The organism is Streptomyces sp. NBC_01717 (assembly GCF_036248255.1).
In the GTDB taxonomy this organism is placed as follows: domain Bacteria; phylum Actinomycetota; class Actinomycetes; order Streptomycetales; family Streptomycetaceae; genus Streptomyces.
In genome coordinates, this window is record NZ_CP109179.1 from 282,821 (window position 1) to 299,310 (window position 16,490).

Below are 16,490 nucleotides of genomic sequence, written 5' to 3' on the forward strand. Positions count from 1 at the left end.
CGTGTCACGGCAGTTGCTCATGGTCGGCCCAGACCGGTCGGACGGTTTCCAGACGATCGGTGAGGCACTGGCGCAGGCGCGCACCGGAGCGGTGATCCGGGTCAAGCCCGGACGCTACCCCGAGAGCCTGGTCATCAGGACCCGGGTCACCATCGTCGCCGACGGCGACCGGGGAAGCGTCGAGATCTGCCCGCGCCGTGAGGGCGCGATCAACCTCCTGGCAGACGCGGTGATGCTCACCGATCTCGTCCTGCGCGGTCACGACAAGGAGATCCCGGTTGTAGACGTGGCGAGAGGACAGGTGGCCCTGGACGGATGCACCGTCACCGGCTCGGGGTGGGCAGCCGTCCTGATGCGCGGCTCGGGCTCGCTGGCCGCCCGCGGCTGCCGGATCAGCAATCCCGGTGGGGCCGGCATCGTGGACACCTCGCAGGCGGAGAGCTCCATCGAGGACTGCCACTTCGAGAACCTCGGCACCTCCGCCGTGGTGATCGGGGAACAGGCCCGGCCCACCGTGCGCGGCTGCCGTGTGCGCGGCGCCCGCGGCAACGGCATCCTGGCCAACGGCGAGGCCCGGGGCACGGTAGAGGAGTGCGACATCTCCGGCACGGACAAGCCTGCCATCGCCCTCGAGGGACACAGCTCCACCCGGGTGCTGCGCACCACCGTCCGCGACGCGTCCGTTGGCCTGTTCATCACCAGCATCGCCCGCCCGGAGATTGAGGACTGCGAGTTCACCTCGATCTCCGGCAGCGCCGTCGTGATCTCCGGCGGCGCCGATCCGCTGCTGGTCAACTGCCGTACGCGCAAGCCGAAGCACAGCGGGCTGCTGGTCCTGGACCGCTCCCGCGGCACACTGGAGGGCTGCGAGTTCACCAGCTCCGCCGAGCCCGCGATCCGCGTCGCCGAGGGCAGCTCCCCCATCCTGATCGACACAGTGGTACGCGACTGCCGCTGCGAGTCCGCTGCCGTGCTGCTCGCGGACGACAGCGCGGCGGAGTTCGACCGGCTGCAGGTCGTGGACGCTGCCGGAGTCGGCATCTCCATCCAATCCAGCGCAAACCCGCTGCTGCGCCGCGCGATCGTCAGCGGCTCCGGCGGGAACGGCGTGGAAATCTCGGCCGACGGCCGGGGACGTCTGGAGCACTGCGAGATCGAGTCGGCGGGCGGCGCCGCGCTGCACATCGCGGACGAGGCAGACCCGTTCGTCTCCGACACGGTGCTGCGCTCGGCCGCAAAAGCAGGCCTCATGGTCGCGGAGTACGGCTTGGGAACGTTGAGAGACTGTCTGATCGAGTCCAGCGCCGATTCCGGCGTGGCCGTCCAGGCACATGGCGAGATTACCCTCGAACGGGTGCGGGTGCAGGGTGCCAAGGCCCACGGCGTCCATGTAATGCGTGGCGGCCGTGCCGCCCTGACCGGCTGCGAGATCACCGGCAGCACGGGCGACGGTATCCGAGTCGACAGCGAACACGAGGTGTCCCTCAAGGGTTGCGTTGTACGCGACAACAAGGGTGCCGGGCTCAAGCAGAGCCGCTCCAGCGAGCAACTGGCGGTCTCGTCCCTGAACAGCGTGGACAACGGCGCCGAAGACGCCTGGGGTGAGAACGCCAGGGGCGCCGTGGGCGGCTCCGGCAGCGGTGTCAGCGTCGCCAAGGCCGAGCCTGAAGGGCCGCTTGCCGAGCTGGAGGCGCTGATCGGCCTAGAGAACGTCAAACACCAGGTCCGTACTCTGGTCAACCTCAACCAGCTCGCTCAGCGCAGGATCAGGCTCGGCATGCCCGTCGCGTCGATGAGCCGCCATCTGATCTTCGCGGGCCCTCCTGGCACTGGCAAGACCACGGTCGCCCGGCTCTATGGCAGCATCCTGGCGGAACTCGGCGTGCTGCGCACCGGTCACCTCGTCGAGGTAGCGCGCGCCGACCTTGTTGCCCAGGTCATCGGCGGCACGGCTATCAAGACCACGGAGGCGTTCAACAGCGCCCTCGGCGGTGTCCTATTCATCGACGAGGCCTACACCCTGACCCCGGAGGGCGCCTCGTCCAACGACTTCGGACGGGAGTCGGTGGACACCCTGCTCAAGCTGATGGAGGACCACCGCGACGACGTGGTCGTGGTCGCAGCCGGCTACTCGGAGCAGATGGAGTCCTTCCTGTCCGCCAATCCCGGCCTTGCCTCACGCTTCACCCGCACGGTCGAATTCGCCAACTACTCAGTAGAAGAGCTGGTGACGATCACCGAGTCCATGTGCGCCAGCCACGAGTACAAGCTGGAGCCGCTGACACGCGAGGCTCTGGCATTGCACTTCGACGGGATGACACGGAACGCGACGTTCGGCAACGGCCGCGCCGCCCGAGGTATGTTCGAGGAAATGATCGACCGGCAGTCGTTCCGGCTCGCCGCTATGCCAGACCCCAGCGAGAGCGACCTGTCGCTGCTCCTGCCCGAGGACGTAGGCGATACCGTAGCCGCGAGCGTCCGCGGCGCCGCGGAACAGACGGACGACGCTGACAGCCCCCTGGCCAGGCTGGAAGCAATGATTGGCCTCAGCTCGGTCAAGCGCGAGGTAACAGACCTGGTCAATCTGCTCTCCAACGCCCGCCAGCGGGTCGCAGCCGGCCTGCCCGCCCCCAAGATCAGCAACCACCTGGTGTTCACCGGACCGCCCGGAACCGGCAAAACCACCGTGGCGCGGCTCTACGCCGAACTGCTGCACTCCCTGGGCGTGCTGCGCCGCCCCCAGCTGGTGGAGGTCGCCCGCACCGATCTGGTCGGGCAGTACATCGGCCAGACGGCGCAGTTGACGAAAGAGGTCTTCAACAGCGCCATGGGCGGTGTGCTGTTCATCGACGAGGCGTACACCCTCACCCCCGGCGGATCGTCCAACGACTTCGGCCGCGAGGCCGTGGACACCCTGCTCAAGCTGATGGAGGACCACCGCGACGACACCGTGGTCATCGTGGCCGGCTACACCGAGGAGATGGCGCGATTCCTCGACTCCAACCCGGGCCTCGCATCCCGGTTCTCCCGCTTCGTGGAGTTCGAGAACTATTCCACCGAGGAGTTGGTCACCATCGTCACCGGGCATGCTGCCGCCTCCGGGTACGAGTGCGCTCCCGAGACGCTCACCGCGCTGCACAGCCACATCGGCGCCCTGCCACGTGACCGCTCGTTCGGGAACGCACGGCTCGCCCGCAAGCTCCTGGAAAACATGATCACCCGCCAGGCGGGCCGACTCGGCGGCCTGGACGCCCCCAGCGTAGAGGACCTCAAGCTGCTCCTGCCAGCAGACCTGCCAGCCAGCAGCTCGATCGGTCAACGGCTGGAAGTCCAGTCAACTTGACCGGCCGTGAACGACCGGGCTTGGAGGTAGGGCACCGCTGACAGTGGTGTGGCCTACTCCGTCCAGGCACCTAGGAAGGTGCTGGGGCGCGTGACTCACACCCCGCGATCCACACAGCCTCGCCGCGTTGGGCGTGTTATGGGAAGCATTCCGGTCGGCGTGGGCAACGACCCCGCACTTCTGGCAGATGAAGAGGGCCTGGTCGACCCGGTTCTTCCTCTCGATGCGATGGCACTCGGCCATTCCTGGCTGGTGTACGCCGGATCGACGTACACCAGCGGGACGCCTGCCCGGCGTGCCCTGAACTCAAGGAAGGTTTCCAGTTGGTGGAAGGCAGCTCGCAACCTCTGCGAGGCCGAGACAATGCTGAAGTTCGCTTCCGAAGGGGCCGCCTCCGTGTGCGCGCAGTCCGGGAGGGCCCCCTCGGCGCCACACCGAACCTGACTTCCGCGCTTGGCTCCCACCAGGTTGGCTGCCGGTCGTCATTCGACAGCGCCCTTCTTGCGCGCAATCAACGCTGCGGTCTGGGCTAGCGTGCGGACGCCGTCCACGTCGGAGCCAAATCTGATGCCGTGCGCCTGCTCCAGCATCAGGGCGAACTCCACGCGGTCCAGCGAGTCCATGCCCAGGTCGTCCAGGCTCGCATCCGGCGTGAGCTGCTCTTCGGCGGCATGGAACCGCTGAGTCAGGATCTGTCGCATTCCATCAAAAATGTCGCTCATGGGATGCTCCATGTAGTAGGTCGGGTCGCATCGATCGCATAGAGCTACACGCATGAGACGGTCAGTCGAGGTCATTCGAATTGCGACGCTCTGCTGGCGCGTGCCGCCGGGTGAGCTGACCACGCAGAGGCGCGGGCAGCCGCTGCCCCCTCTATGCCTCGGTACGCCCCGAACGCTCTGGAGCCGTGCCGGGGTCGGGGCGGTGATGCGCAGGGAATGCGCCGCTGTGGGGCAGTGGGTCGACGAACGTTCCGGCCGGTTCGGTGGACAGGGCCAAACCTCGTGTCAGCTGCTCGCCGAGGAACAGCGTCACCACGCGGCCGGGAGTCTCCGGCTCGTCCGGGCACAACCCCTCCAGCCAGCAAGTGCTGTCCAAAACGTGAACGCGGTCCTGGACTTGGGTGGTCCAGGCCGCCATCTCACGCTCCGCCCTCTGCACGGACCAGCGCAGCCATGGTGCGAGGTGCTCCGTCACGGCGGAGAACTGCTCGGTCCAACGCGACACGGCGGTCCGATCGTCGCGCAGCTGGGCGATGTGGCGCAGCGTCAGAGCCGTCACCGCCCGTCGCACAGGATGACCGTGCGGACCGAGCAGCTCGAGGGCGGTCAGGAGAGTCCGCTCTGCGTCGTCCGGCCTCCCCAGCAACAGCTGCGCCATGGCGCGGAGGTTGAGCGCGGCGGTCGGCAGGTCATGGCCTGGGAGATTCTGGAACACGGGGTCGTTCAGGGATTCCAGGGCCGCTGCGTACCGGGCGGCTGCGACGTCGGCGTAGGCCAGCCGGAAACGGCCCTGTATCTCCCAGATATCCTCGCGGGCTTCGCAGGCGATACGGACGACGTCCCGCCAGTGCTGCCGTGCCTCTTCTGGCTGCCCGCCGACGTTTCGGATGTCGCCCAGCCGCAGTAGTGCGCCCAGGAGGTGCGTCCTGTTGCTGGATCGGAGGGCGCTGTGGACGGCGGCCTTCGCCTTGCGCGCGGCAGCGTCGACATTCCCCTCGATCACGTGGCAGCTTGCCCACAGGGAGTCGAGCGGTGAGCGGGCCGCCGTCTGGCCTTCGGCATCGGCCGCCTTGTCAGCCTCGATGAGCGCAACGCGGGCCTCGTCGAGCGTCCCGTGGCTCACGGTGGTCCAGAAGGTTAGCCCAAGGGTCTTGATGAGGACATCGGTGTCCGTCAGGAGTCGGGCCACGTCCACCGCTTGCCATGCGTGCAGGATGGGGTCGGCCAGCAGTCCGCTCACGGCGCCGAGCCATGCGTACCAGCTCAGCGCATGGGCCAGTGACAGTTGGTATTGAGCCAGAGTGACCGGGCCGAGCGACCCGTCGGGCTGTGGACCGGGAGGATCTTTCCGGTCCAGCAGGTTCTGCAGCCAGTGGACCGCCTCGGCGCCCATGCCCATGGCGGCCCAGTAGTAGCCGAGTCGTCCAAGAAGGACTACGCGGCATACGTGCTCGTCGCGGCTCTGCAGCCAGTCCAACGTGTACCGCACGTTGGCGTGTTCGGAGGTGAGTTCCCACATGTATGCCACCGGCAGTCGGTACTGTTCTGAGGCCAGTTGGGCGGTCGCCTCGAGCAGCCAGTGGGCCATCCGTTGGTGCACCTCCTCGCCCCGCCCGTCGGCCATGAGCCTAGCCCGGGCGTACTCGCGCACCGTGTCGAGCATGCGGTAGCGCACCTGGTCGTTGGCCTCTGTGTCCGTACGGAGGAGGAGCGACTTGTCTATCAGCCGACTGAGCACCTCGGTGAGCGGTGACGAGGCGGTCAGATCGGGGCCGCAGACTGTCTCGGCCGCGGTCAGAGTGCATCCGCCGGCGAACACAGAGAGGGCCTGAAGCACGCGCCGTTCGGACGGGGTCAGCAGGTCGTAGCTCCACTGCAGGGCGGCTGCCATGGTCTGGTGTCGTGGTGGTGCGGATCGGGAGCGAACGGCCAGCAGAGGGAAGCGGTCTACTAGCCGCCGAGCGATCTCGATCGGCGGCAGCAGGGCCACCCGGGATGCCGCCAGTTCGACCGCGAGCGGCAACCGGTCCAACTTCGCGCAGATCTCGTGAATGGCTGAGTCGCCCGCTTCGAACGGCAAGTCGGGACGTTTGAGTTCGGCCCTCAGCACAAAGAGCTCTACGGCCTCCTGCTGAGTGAGCGGCGGAAGCGGGAGCAGACTCTCCCCGTCGATGGCCAGTGCCTCGCGGCTGGTGGCTACCACCACGACCCACGGGCATTCCAGCAACAGCGACTGGATGAGCTCGGCCACCTCATCGATCACGTGCTCGCAGTTGTCAAGGATCAGCAGCGCCCGGCGGCCGCGCAGCCCGTCTATCAGCTGGGCTCCGGGCGAGTGTGCTACCGCGTCGTCGGGGTCATTCGGCTGCACCACGCCGAGAACCCGCTCGGTGACGTTGTCGCCGCGGCCCAGCACAGACAGGTCGACGAACCAGGTTCCGTCGGCGTAGCGATGCGCGATGGTACGGCACACTTCCAGGACGGTTCGTGTCTTTCCCACGCCTCCTGTGCCCACCACGGTGACCAGCCGGTGTTGGCCGATCTTGGCGCGCAATGATTCCAGGGTCGAGGCGCGGCCGACGAACCGGTCCAGTGGCGCCCGCAGATTGCCGATGGTTGAGGCGGCCGGTGCGGCGGAGGGGATCGGGGCTTGTGGTACGTCCCTCCCGTCCTTGCGCAGAGCGATGCGGGAGCCGTCATCCCGGTCGGCCGATGCGGGAGCGCTGGGCTCCGTGCGGCTAAGTTCCGCAGCCGCGGGCCGGGCCGCGGGGTCATCCCGGTCGCCCGAGGCGGCTGACAGCGAGCGGTCGTGCTGGAGGATCAGCCGGTGCAGCCGCGCCAGTGGAGGGGACGGTTCGGTGCCCAGAGTGTTCGACAGGAGGCGGCGGAGTTCAGCGTAGGAGTCCAGAGCTTCGGCTTGCCGACCGGTTCGGTACAAGGCGAGCATCAGCTGGGCGCGCCGCCGCTCTCGGTACGGGTGGCGGGCAACGTCGACCTCGAGCTCGGGTATTAGCTCCGCGTTGTCTCCCAGGGCGAGAGCGGCGTCGGTTCGGTCCTCCTCAGCCAACTGCCGGAGCCGGGTCAACTGGGTGCGAGCCGCCTCGACGCTGCTGCTGCTGGGAATGCCGACCAGCATCTCACCGCGCCAGAGCTGGAGGGCCTCGTCCATCAGCCTGCGTGCGGCGGTGAAGGAGTGCCGGCGTAGGGCCTCCTTGCCTTCGGCGGCCAGCTGTGCGAACCGGCTGCTGTCCAGCGCTGCCGGGACCGCGAGACGGTAGTTGTCACCAGACCGCTGCACGGACTCAGAGCCCAGCCGAGCGCGCAACTTGGAGACATGGGCCTGCAATGCGTTCAGGGGGTCCCGACCTTCGTGCTCGCCCCACAGCTCGTCGATGAGCTGGTGGGTCGATGCCGGCCCGGGCAGCCTGAGCAGCAGCAGAGCCAGCAGATGCCGCAGCTTTTCGCCCGGCAGCTGGATCAACTCGCCATCTTCGTCGGCCACTTCGAGAGGGCCGAGCAGCCGAAACTCCACACGAGGAGTATGGCGTAAAACGCCAGGTAGCTGAGGTCTTCGACCGAATCATAGTGATGTTTCGACTGATGTGGTTCCATGCATCCACCCCGGATCAGCCGGCGCGCTCGGCACGGGCGTCCGCCCGGTCCAGAATCGCCCGCATCGATCGCAAGGCGTAGAACAGCCGCGACTTGACGGTTCCCACCGGGATGCCGAGCCGATTGGCTATTTCTTCCATCGAGAGGTCCATCAGATAGGCGAGACGGAGGACCTCCTGCTGCTCGGACTTGAGCTTCGGCAGCGTCCGCTGCACGGTTATAGCGGCAACGACTTGAGCGTACCCGTCGTGGCTGTGTGGCATGTTCCATGTCAGTGTGGCGTCGCAAGCCACCTCCTTGGGCCTGGCCTGGCGGCGCCGATGGGTGTCGACAAGCACGTTCTTGGCGACGGTGGTCAGCCACGCCTGCGTGGCCTCAGGGCAGGTGTCCAGCCGCTCGGCATTGCGCCAGGCGCGCACCATGGTCTCCTGCAGGATGTCTTCCGCCAGGTGTCTGTCCCCATCGACCCGAGACAGCAGCAGACACATCAGATACCGGTAGTGGTCCCGGTAGACCTGCTCGAGCACGGCCTCGCGCCGCGACGGTGTCAGAGCGGGGAGCGACGTGCCCTGAGGCACAAGCGACCCCTGCCATCCGGCGTGCGGGCGAGGCATGGGGTTCGGCGCCTTGTTGGGCGCCTTCCATGGAATGGCAGCGGACACAGGCGACTTTGGTCCATGGGCGGGTCCGTCCACCTTTACGTCGGTGGACGGTGCGTATGTAGCGGGCGCGAACATGGCTCTCTCGCTTTCTGGGGCGGCGGCAAGCCGAATTCCGTTTGCCCGGACGGGCATGTGACGGATTCCACCCGGTGGCGCTGAAGAGTTCCCGACGTGGCGCTGACGTGGCGGCCATTCGCTGACGTGCCGCTGAAAGTCGCAGACCGGAGGGGCCCCGATGGTCTTGCCTGAACATCTCCGGCGTCAGCGGGGGAGCGAAACGCACGGCAGCAGTCCACGTAGCTCAAGGGGATTCGGGCGTTCGCCCCGGAGCGTCAGGGACGCTGGTCCCTCTCCCTGCAAGCGATGCTTGGTCGTCTCGGCAAGACATTCTCCGTGTTCTTCCGCCGTATAAGTGCCGGGGGCAAGCCGGGTTACCCACGTCTTCGCGGAGTCGTCCGCTTCGAAATGGTGGACTTCCCCAGGTACGGCGACGGCTGCCAGTGAGACTTCACCCCGCACGGCCTTGTTACCCGCGTGCGCTTCCAGGGCATCGGGCACGTCCCGGGTGCACCAGCATCGTGCCTGGCCGGCAAGGTCAAGTCCGTCTCGGTCAAGAGTGAGAGCAAGCGCTGGTACATGGCCCTGGCTGTCGAGCGGTCCGAGCCCGCGCCGCTGTCGCGACTGGCAGTAATTTCGGCATCGCGAGGGGCATAGCCTCGTTTCTCACCGCATTCACCGGTGAGCGCGTCTGCCAACCCGCGCCACGGCAGCAAGGCCGCAGCGAAACTCGAAGCCGCACAGCAGTCGCTCAGCCGGTACAAACAGGGATCGGAGCGTCGTCGTAAGGCCGCTGTCAAGGTGGCCACTCTGCCACGCAAGGTACGTCGACGGCCCCTGTGCCACGCACGCAAGACTGCGCTTGATCCCCGAGGAGGAGCCGACTGAGCGGCGGTCGTGGACGCTGCCGTCGCTGCGGAAGGCATTCAACGAGGACAAGCGCACCAACCCGCGCTTCGCCGGCTGGAGGGAGGAGAACTCCAAGGAGGCGTACAACGCCGGCCTCAAGGCGAGCTCTACCCGACCCGGACGGCCTCCAGAGGAACTGCGGCGGATATATCGCGCACGATCGCCCCAGTCGCCGCACGTGTCGGCGGCCGACGGGCAGTGTCGCGCACGGGCAGATCACCGGACGGGGGGACGCTCAGGATATGGAGCGCCGCTGCCCTGTCCGTGACGATCCCCGTCAGCAGGCCGGATGTAAGGACTGCGCCGATCGCCTCCGCTTTCTGAGCGCCTCCGGCGACGCCGATCACCTCAGGAATGTGGACGAGCTGCTCATTGGTGACGGAGATCGTACGCTCATTGAGATCGGTCCTGATCACGCTGCCGTCGGAACCGAAGAGCAGGGCCGTCATCTCCGCGACGACCCCGAGCTTGCGGTAGAGCTCGCGTTCCTCTTCGCAGAGGGCGTCGTAGACGGTGGAGAGGGTGGGGCCCCAGCCGCCGATGGGAACGACCGCCTTGGTGACTTGGTTGAACTGGTCGAGGGACTCGGCGATGCTTGGCTGGCAGCGGAGGATGTCGGCCGTGAGTTTGTTGGGCAGGACCAACGGTGCGTAGATGGGATAGCTCTTGCCGCCGGAGATGGCCGCGGTCTTGCGGACTGCCTCAACGGAGTTCGCGTTGATGGGTTCAAGCGGGTGCACGCCGGTCAGCTGGACCACGGTGCACGGGGGCAGTTTGGTGAAGCCCTCGCTCACGGAGTTCACGGCGCGGCCCCATGCCAGCCCGAGGACGTCGTCGGGCTCCACGATCTCCGCGATGAGCTGGGCGGCGACCGGGCCAAGCCACTCCGTGACCGGCTCGGGACCCGCTGGGTCCTGCGTCGGCGCCTGTACCACGATCGCATGCTTGAGGCCGAACCGGCGGCGCATCGCCGCCGACAGCCTTGCGTCGATCTCCGCGGGGACCGTGATCCTGATTTCCACGATGCCCTGGGCCACAGCTGTTTCGAGGAGGCGGGCTACCTTGAAGCGGCTGATGTCGAACTCCTCGGCAATCTCCACCTTCGACAGGTTGTCGAGATAGAACCGCCTGGCGACAGAGGCGGCAAGCAATACCTCGGTCGGCGGCAGGGGAGACGGCGCACTACCCGTGTCTGATCCATCCATGTCTGCTCTCTTTCACGGCGCATGGGAGGCTTCAGTACGTGCCACCCCATCCCGGAGCAGGTGTGGCCTGTCCCGCCGGGGAGCACTCAGTCATGGCATCAACATGCTGTCCGGCGGGATCTGCAAGGAAGCTCTATTAGTTCAACGCAGTGGGCGTGAGCTGGTTCAGCGGGATCTAGTGCCGCATCAGGTTCGTCGGGTTGGGCGGTCTGCGCCGATAGCTCCGTGACTCCTCCCCCTCGTGCACGAGGGGGCTGCTCGCTATGCCGGTGAGGCTTCGCGACGGGCCAGCCCGGCCCGTAGAACGTTCAGGGCGCCCACCGTGTCCGCGTGCGCGCTGTGGTCGCACGAGACGCAGTGATAACTCGTTGGAGTTGGTGGTGCGAGCCCGTCGCACGGTGATCTCTTGCATTCCCCGAGCCGTCCGAGCTCTGGGAACAGACCGAAGCCCGTGCGGTGAGCTGGTGCCACGAACGGCTTGTGAGGTGTCGGCCCGTTCCCTGATCGAGGCCTGGAATTAGGTCGCTGCGTGGCCCCGCATGCGCTCGTGACCAGCGCAAACACCCACACTTCGGGGAGGGAAAGTTGATCTACTGCGGCATCGACTGGGCCGAGAAGACACACGACGTCGCGCTGGTCGACGACGACGGCACACTACTCCTGGCCAAGCGCCACATCACCGACGACGCGACCGGCTACAAGATCCTGCTGGATCTGCTCGCCGAGCACGGCGACACCGAGGACACCCCGATCCCGGTTGCCATCGAGACCTCCCGCGGCCTGCTCGTCGCGGTCCTGCGGACCGGGAAGCGCCAGGCCCGCCGCCCTCGACGCCTACCTGCACTGGCAGAACTGACTCTGCCGCCCCGCGACCCGCATCCTGCTCGTGGCCGCCGCACGCTACCGCGACCGTCACGCGGTCACACGGAAGAAGTCCGGCCCCGGCGACGCCCTCGTCCCGGCGAACATCCTCCGCACCGATATGCACGCCCACCGGCCGTTGCCCAAGGACAGCGATCTCGCCCGCGCCATCGCCGTCCTCGCCCGCGCCCAGCAGGACGCCATTTGGAACCGGCAGCAGCTCGCCAACCAGCTCCGCTCGCTCCTGCGCGAGTACTTCAGCTCGCCCCCACACCCTCACGGGCGGCCCGGCTGTCGCTCGCGCAACTGCGCTCGGCACTCAAGCGCGCCGGCCGCCAGCGCCGCATCGACGCCGACGCCGAGCGCATCCGCGAGGTCCTGCGGGCCGAATACGCGCACCAGCCACCGCTGGTCGAGGACGCACTGGGCAAACAGATGCTCGCACTGCTGCGGCAGCTCGACGCCGCCTGCACGGCCGCCGACCAGCTCGCCGAGGCGGTGGAAGAGGCCTTCCCTCAGCATCCGGACGCCGAGATCATCCTGAGCCTCCCCGGGCTCGGCACCCAGCTCGGCGCCCGGATCCTCGCTGAGATCGGGGACGACCACGCCCGCTTCGCCACTGCCCGCGGAATGAAGGCCTACGCCGGTGCGTCCCCCATCACCAGGGCGTCCGGCAAGAAGTCCAGCATCACCAGACGCTGGGTGAAGAACGACCGGCTCAACCACGCCAGCTACCTGTGGGCCTTCGCCTCACTGACCCACTCACCGGGCGCAAAGGCCCACTACGACCGCCGCCGCGAGGCCGGGGACTGGCACGCCGCCGCTCAGAGAAACCTCTTCAACAAGATGATCAGCCAGTTCTACCACTGCCTCCAGAAGCAGGCGAGTTCGGTCTTCCAGGTGCGGGTGCGATATCCGTTGGAGCCGACGGCATCAGCGTGATCAGTGGCCGGTCGGCTGTTGGATAGGCGGTTCGTCCGGCGCCGTTCCACCATCGGCGGATCGATTTGACAGCGAATGCGGCGGTGTCGTGGTCGGTGCCCACGTTGACCCAGCCGGTGTTCGTGGTGACGTCGTAGATGCCGTAGGGCACTGCTCTGCCCAGCTCGCAGTCGGGGAAGTCGTGGGTGTCGACTCGCACCGGCTCGCCTCTCGGTTCCCATTCGCGGCCGTTGTTCTTGAAGGGGCCGACCAGTTCCTTCTTCTTCGTGTCCACGCTGATCACCGGAGCCCCGCCGTCCTGATGGTCGCGGGCCTGTTCGTTGAGGTAGTGGAACTGCGCGTCTCGGTCGGGGTGCTGCTTGCCTTCAAGGGTCTTGGCGTTGCTCTGCAGGCTGAAGCCCTCCTCGCGCAGGAGGTCGCCCACCGTGTCCGCGCAGATCCTGTGGCCCTGCCGGGTCAGCTGTTCGGCGAGCTTGCGGGTGGATTTGGTGGTCCAGCGCAACGGCGACATGGGATCTCCGCGGACATCGGGCTCGACCAATGCGAGAAGCACCTTGCGGACGACTGGGTTGAGGTTGGCGACCCGTTTACGGCCGCCGCCAGGCCAGCGCACACGTCCCAACGGCGCTTCTTGAGAGCCGAATTCTCGCACTCCGGCCGAGACTGTGGCCTCACGAACACCGACGGCACGAGCGACTGCTCTGATCCCGCCGTGACCGAGGGACTGGGCCTCCGCCCCCATCAACAGACGACGCTGCCGCTCATCGAGATGCGGCAGAATCACCTCGAACTTCACTGCCAACACGTCCCGTTGCTCTTCCAGCCCGCTCACGCCAGACCAACGAACCACCGAGCGGAAAGCTACGAGTTAATGATCTGCACGCCCATAGCTTGGCGTTTATGGTCTGGGGTCGAACATGGCCTCGAACTTGCTGATGGGTTTGGTTGTCCCCCGGACGTGAGAGCGGCCTTCGTATGATCCTGTGCTCCGTCACAGAGGCATGGGATCAGCACGAAGGCCGTATCAATGAGTCTGCTGCAACACCGCGTCCCACGGGATGCGTTTGCCGAACTGTCACGCTTTCGGACGGAGCTCTATGCCTGTCTGACCGGGCGGCGCGATGCACTGTTCGAGCTGAGCGACGCCCTGCTGTGCACGGACGGGCCGGTGAAGACATTGGTCGAGCTCTCGCTGGCGCCCGAGCACCGACGCGGGCATGGCGCCTGATACGGCGGTCTGAACTGCGGGAATCTGGATGTGGCACGGCTGCGTACAGCGCTGGCGGGACCTGCGCTTCCCCGCACGGCGGAGGGGCGGCTGGTCCTGGCCGTCGATGTGAGCAACTGGTTGCGGCCGGATGCGAATACCAGCCCGGAGCGGCTGTTCTGTCACACATACGGTCGGGGCAGGGGCTCGGCTCAGATGATCCCCGGTTGGCCCTACTCCTTCGTTGCCGCCCTGGAGCCGGGTCGGACGTCGTGGACGGCATTGCTGGACGTGCTCCGGCTGCGGCCGTGGGACGACGCGATCGCCGTCACCGCAGTCCAGGTGAGGGAGGTGTTCCAGCGGTTGTATGTGGCCGGCCAGTGGCAGATTGGCGACCCGCCCGTTCTCATCGTCGTCGATGCCGGCTACGACGTGACCCGTCTGGCCTTCTTGCTTGCAGACCTGCCCGTGGAGTTACTGGGGCGGATGCGGTCGGACCGGGTCCTGTTCTTCCCGCCTCCGCCACAACCGGCAGGCAAGCGCGGACGCAAGCCCAAGCACGGCGCGAAGAGGACCCGTCCACCCATCCCGTCCCGTCCATCACCACGGTGACCGACACAGCTCACTACGGACAGGCCACCGCCAGGGCCTGGGACCGCCTGCATCCGCTGCTGACCCGACGCTCGGCATGGACCGACCATCTCGCGGAGCTGCCGGTCATCGAAGGCACCGTCATCCGTCTACAGGTAGACCACCTCCGCGGCGACCGCAACCCTCGGCCCATCTGGCTGTGGTGGTCGGCCACCGATGCCACCGCAGCAGACGTGGACCGGCTCTGGCAGGCCTTCCTGCGCAGATTCGACCTGGAACATACCTTTCGGATGTTCAAGCAGACGCTGGGCTGGACAACTCCCAAGCTCCGCGAGCCGGCTGCCGCTGACCGCTGGACCTGGCTCGTCATCGCCGCCCACACTCAGCTCCGCCTGGCCCGGCCCCTGGCCGAAGACCTCCGCAGACCCTGGGAGCGGCCTGCACGTCAGGGGCGTCTCACGCCAGCACGGGTCCGCCGAGGATTTCGCCGCCTCCACGGCAAGGCCCCTCAGCCGACCAGTGCACCGAAACTCAGTACCGCTGGCCCGGGCCGGCCCATCGGCATGAAGAACAAGCACCGCGCACAGGAACGCACCGTCGGGAAACAGGGCTAACCGGACCTCACGGCAACCATCACAAGTAGCAGAGCTGGATAAACGTCAAGCTTAGGCTGACGCGGTTCTGTTAGATGCCGGGCGAGTCAGGCGTTCCGCTTCGGCCGCCACACCACGAGCGCGCTGGTCTGCTGCATATCCTGGTACGGCACCAGATCACGCCGGTACAGGGCGTGCACCTGCGCCTCGCGCTGCTGCATCGCTGCCGCGCCGTCGAAGGCCGCCTGGAGTTCGGCGCCCTGGGACTGGAGGGCGGCCACCTGGTTCTCCAGCTCGATGATGCGCTTGATGCCCGCGAGCCCTCGTCCTGCGACAGTTGCTGAACCTGGCGGAGCAGTTCGATGTCGCGGGCGCCGAATAGCGGCGGCTCCGGCCGGCCGTGCGGTCCGGGGAGACCAGACCGAGGCGGTCGTACTGGCGCAGTGTCTGCGGGTGCAGACCCGAGAGCTGGGCCGCGATCGAGATGACGTAGACCGCGGTATTCTCGGTCAGTTCATCCGGGTTGCGTCGTCGGCCGTCCATGTGACTCATGCTCTCTTCAAACCCTGGAACAGGTCCGCTCGCGGGTCCTCGCCCGCGGTCGCCTCGCGGTACGCCTCCAGTGCGTCACGAGCCCTCCCCGACAGGTCCCTGGGGACACTCACCTCAACGGTGATCAGAAGGTCGCCGCGGACGCCGTTCCTGCCGACCACGCCCTTGCCCCGCGCCCGCATGAGGCAGCCGTTGGGTGTGCCGGGCGGCAGTTTCAGGGTGACAGCGGGGCCGCCGAGGGTCGGGACCCGGACCTCGCCGCCGAGCGCCGCCTCGGTGAACGTCACCGGGACGGTCACCATGAGGTTGTCGTCCTTGCGGCCGAACACCCGGTGCTCGCCGACGTGCACGACGACATACAGGTCGCCGGCTGGGCCGCCCCGTCCGCCGGGGGTGCCCTTGCCGCGTAGCCGGATGCGCTGCCCGTCGGTCACGCCTGCTGGGATGCGGACCCGCATCGTGCGGGACGATATGGCTCGGCTGCTGCCTTTGCACTCCATGCAGGGGTGCTCGGAGGTCAGGCCGCGGCCCTCGCAGTCGGGGCACGGGTCGGTTAGTGAGAAACCGCCACCCGAACCCTGAGCCACTTGACCGCTGCCGACGCAGGTCGGGCAGACCCTCGGGGTGCCGTTCTTGTCGCCGGTGCCCGAACACGCCTTGCAGGGGGCCTGGCTGGACATCCGCAGCGGGACCGTGGCCCCGTCGACCGCCTCGGTGAAGCTGAGCGTCACCTCGGACTCGATGTCCTGGCCGCGCTGGGGCTGGGTACGGGTTCCCGCGGCGCCGCCCCTGTTGAACGGGTCCCCCAGGACGTCATCGAAGCCGGCTCCGCTGCCTTGGGTGCCTCCGAAGAGGTCGCCGAGGTCGAAGTTGAAGTTGCCTCCCGCACCACCGGGCCCGGCCCGGAAGCCGCCGTTGCCGAAGAGGGCGCGCGCCTCGTCGTACTCCTTGCGCTTCTTGGAGTCGCCGAGGATGTCATTGGCCTCGGAGATCTCCTTGAAGCGCTCCTCCGCCTTGTCGTCGCCCTTGTTGGCGTCCGGGTGGAACTCGCGGGCGAGCTTGCGGTACGCCTTCTTGATCTCGGCGTCGGTGGCGTCCTTGGGGACGCCGAGGACCTTGTAGTAGTCCTTCTCGACGAAGTCCTTCGTGCTCATCGACGTCCCTCCTTCCGGACGATCGGCCGGGCGACCGGCCCGAGGGCCGGTCGCCGGGGCAGACGGTGGGCCCCTCGGTG

At 67.3% G+C, this 16,490-nt stretch carries 6 protein-coding genes and 5 pseudogenes; 3 read left to right on the forward strand and 8 right to left on the reverse strand.

What is annotated here, in order from left to right; genetic code table 11:
• Window position 1 precedes the first annotated feature (1 nt).
• On the forward strand, window positions 2–3,343 hold the full coding sequence (locus OHB49_RS43180; protein WP_329167054.1) for a right-handed parallel beta-helix repeat-containing protein: 3,342 nt from the start codon (window positions 2–4) through the stop codon (window positions 3,341–3,343).
• 70 nt (window positions 3,344–3,413) lie between these two features.
• On the opposite strand, the pseudogene OHB49_RS43185 reads toward OHB49_RS43180, so the two are convergent.
• The 5 genes and pseudogenes from OHB49_RS43185 to OHB49_RS43205 form a co-directional block, all read right to left on the reverse strand.
• A pseudogene (locus OHB49_RS43185) lies at window positions 3,414–3,678 on the reverse strand (zinc ribbon domain-containing protein); the annotation flags it as partial.
• 147 nt (window positions 3,679–3,825) lie between these two features.
• Window positions 3,826–4,065, reverse strand: coding sequence for an acyl carrier protein (locus OHB49_RS43190; protein WP_329167056.1), 240 nt, complete (start codon window positions 4,063–4,065; stop codon window positions 3,826–3,828).
• Window positions 4,066–4,216: 151 nt separating this feature from the next.
• Window positions 4,217–7,597, reverse strand: a complete 3,381-nt coding sequence (locus OHB49_RS43195; protein ID WP_329167057.1) for an AfsR/SARP family transcriptional regulator — start codon at window positions 7,595–7,597, stop codon at window positions 4,217–4,219.
• 94 nt (window positions 7,598–7,691) lie between these two features.
• Window positions 7,692–8,204, reverse strand: a complete 513-nt coding sequence (locus tag OHB49_RS43200; protein WP_329167058.1) for a sigma-70 family RNA polymerase sigma factor — start codon at window positions 8,202–8,204, stop codon at window positions 7,692–7,694.
• A 1,208-nt stretch (window positions 8,205–9,412) separates the two neighbouring features.
• The gene (locus tag OHB49_RS43205; RefSeq protein ID WP_329167059.1) at window positions 9,413–10,510 is read right to left on the reverse strand and encodes a sugar-binding transcriptional regulator; all 1,098 of its coding nucleotides are present in this window, start codon (window positions 10,508–10,510) and stop codon (window positions 9,413–9,415) included.
• Window positions 10,511–11,095: 585 nt separating this feature from the next.
• On the opposite strand from OHB49_RS43205, the pseudogene OHB49_RS43210 reads away from it, so the two are divergent.
• Window positions 11,096–12,247, forward strand: a pseudogene (locus OHB49_RS43210) (IS110 family transposase); the annotation flags it as partial.
• Between the two features lie 5 nt (window positions 12,248–12,252).
• Here OHB49_RS43210 and OHB49_RS43215 read toward each other — a convergent pair.
• A pseudogene (locus tag OHB49_RS43215) lies at window positions 12,253–13,055 on the reverse strand (ISAzo13 family transposase); the annotation flags it as partial.
• Window positions 13,056–13,340: 285 nt separating this feature from the next.
• Between OHB49_RS43215 and OHB49_RS43220 the strand changes: the two are divergent.
• Window positions 13,341–14,725: pseudogene (locus tag OHB49_RS43220) on the forward strand (NF041680 family putative transposase).
• A gap of 86 nt (window positions 14,726–14,811) precedes the next feature.
• Here the strand turns inward: OHB49_RS43220 and OHB49_RS43225 are convergent.
• Window positions 14,812–15,247 (reverse strand): annotated as a pseudogene (locus tag OHB49_RS43225) (heat shock protein transcriptional repressor HspR).
• Between the two features lie 5 nt (window positions 15,248–15,252).
• Window positions 15,253–16,410, reverse strand: a complete 1,158-nt coding sequence (gene dnaJ, locus OHB49_RS43230) for a molecular chaperone DnaJ (protein ID WP_329167060.1) — start codon at window positions 16,408–16,410, stop codon at window positions 15,253–15,255.
• Window positions 16,411–16,490: the final 80 nt, after the last annotated feature.

Bases quoted from the DNA above. Each gene is read 5' to 3' on its own strand.
- OHB49_RS43190 (WP_329167056.1), bottom strand. From the start codon at position 4,065: ATGAGCGACATTTTTGATGGAATGCGACAGATCCTGACTCAGCGGTTC.
- dnaJ (WP_329167060.1), bottom strand. From the start codon at position 16,410: ATGAGCACGAAGGACTTCGTCGAGAAGGACTACTACAAGGTCCTCGGC.
- OHB49_RS43205 (WP_329167059.1), bottom strand. From the start codon at position 10,510: ATGGATGGATCAGACACGGGTAGTGCGCCGTCTCCCCTGCCGCCGACC.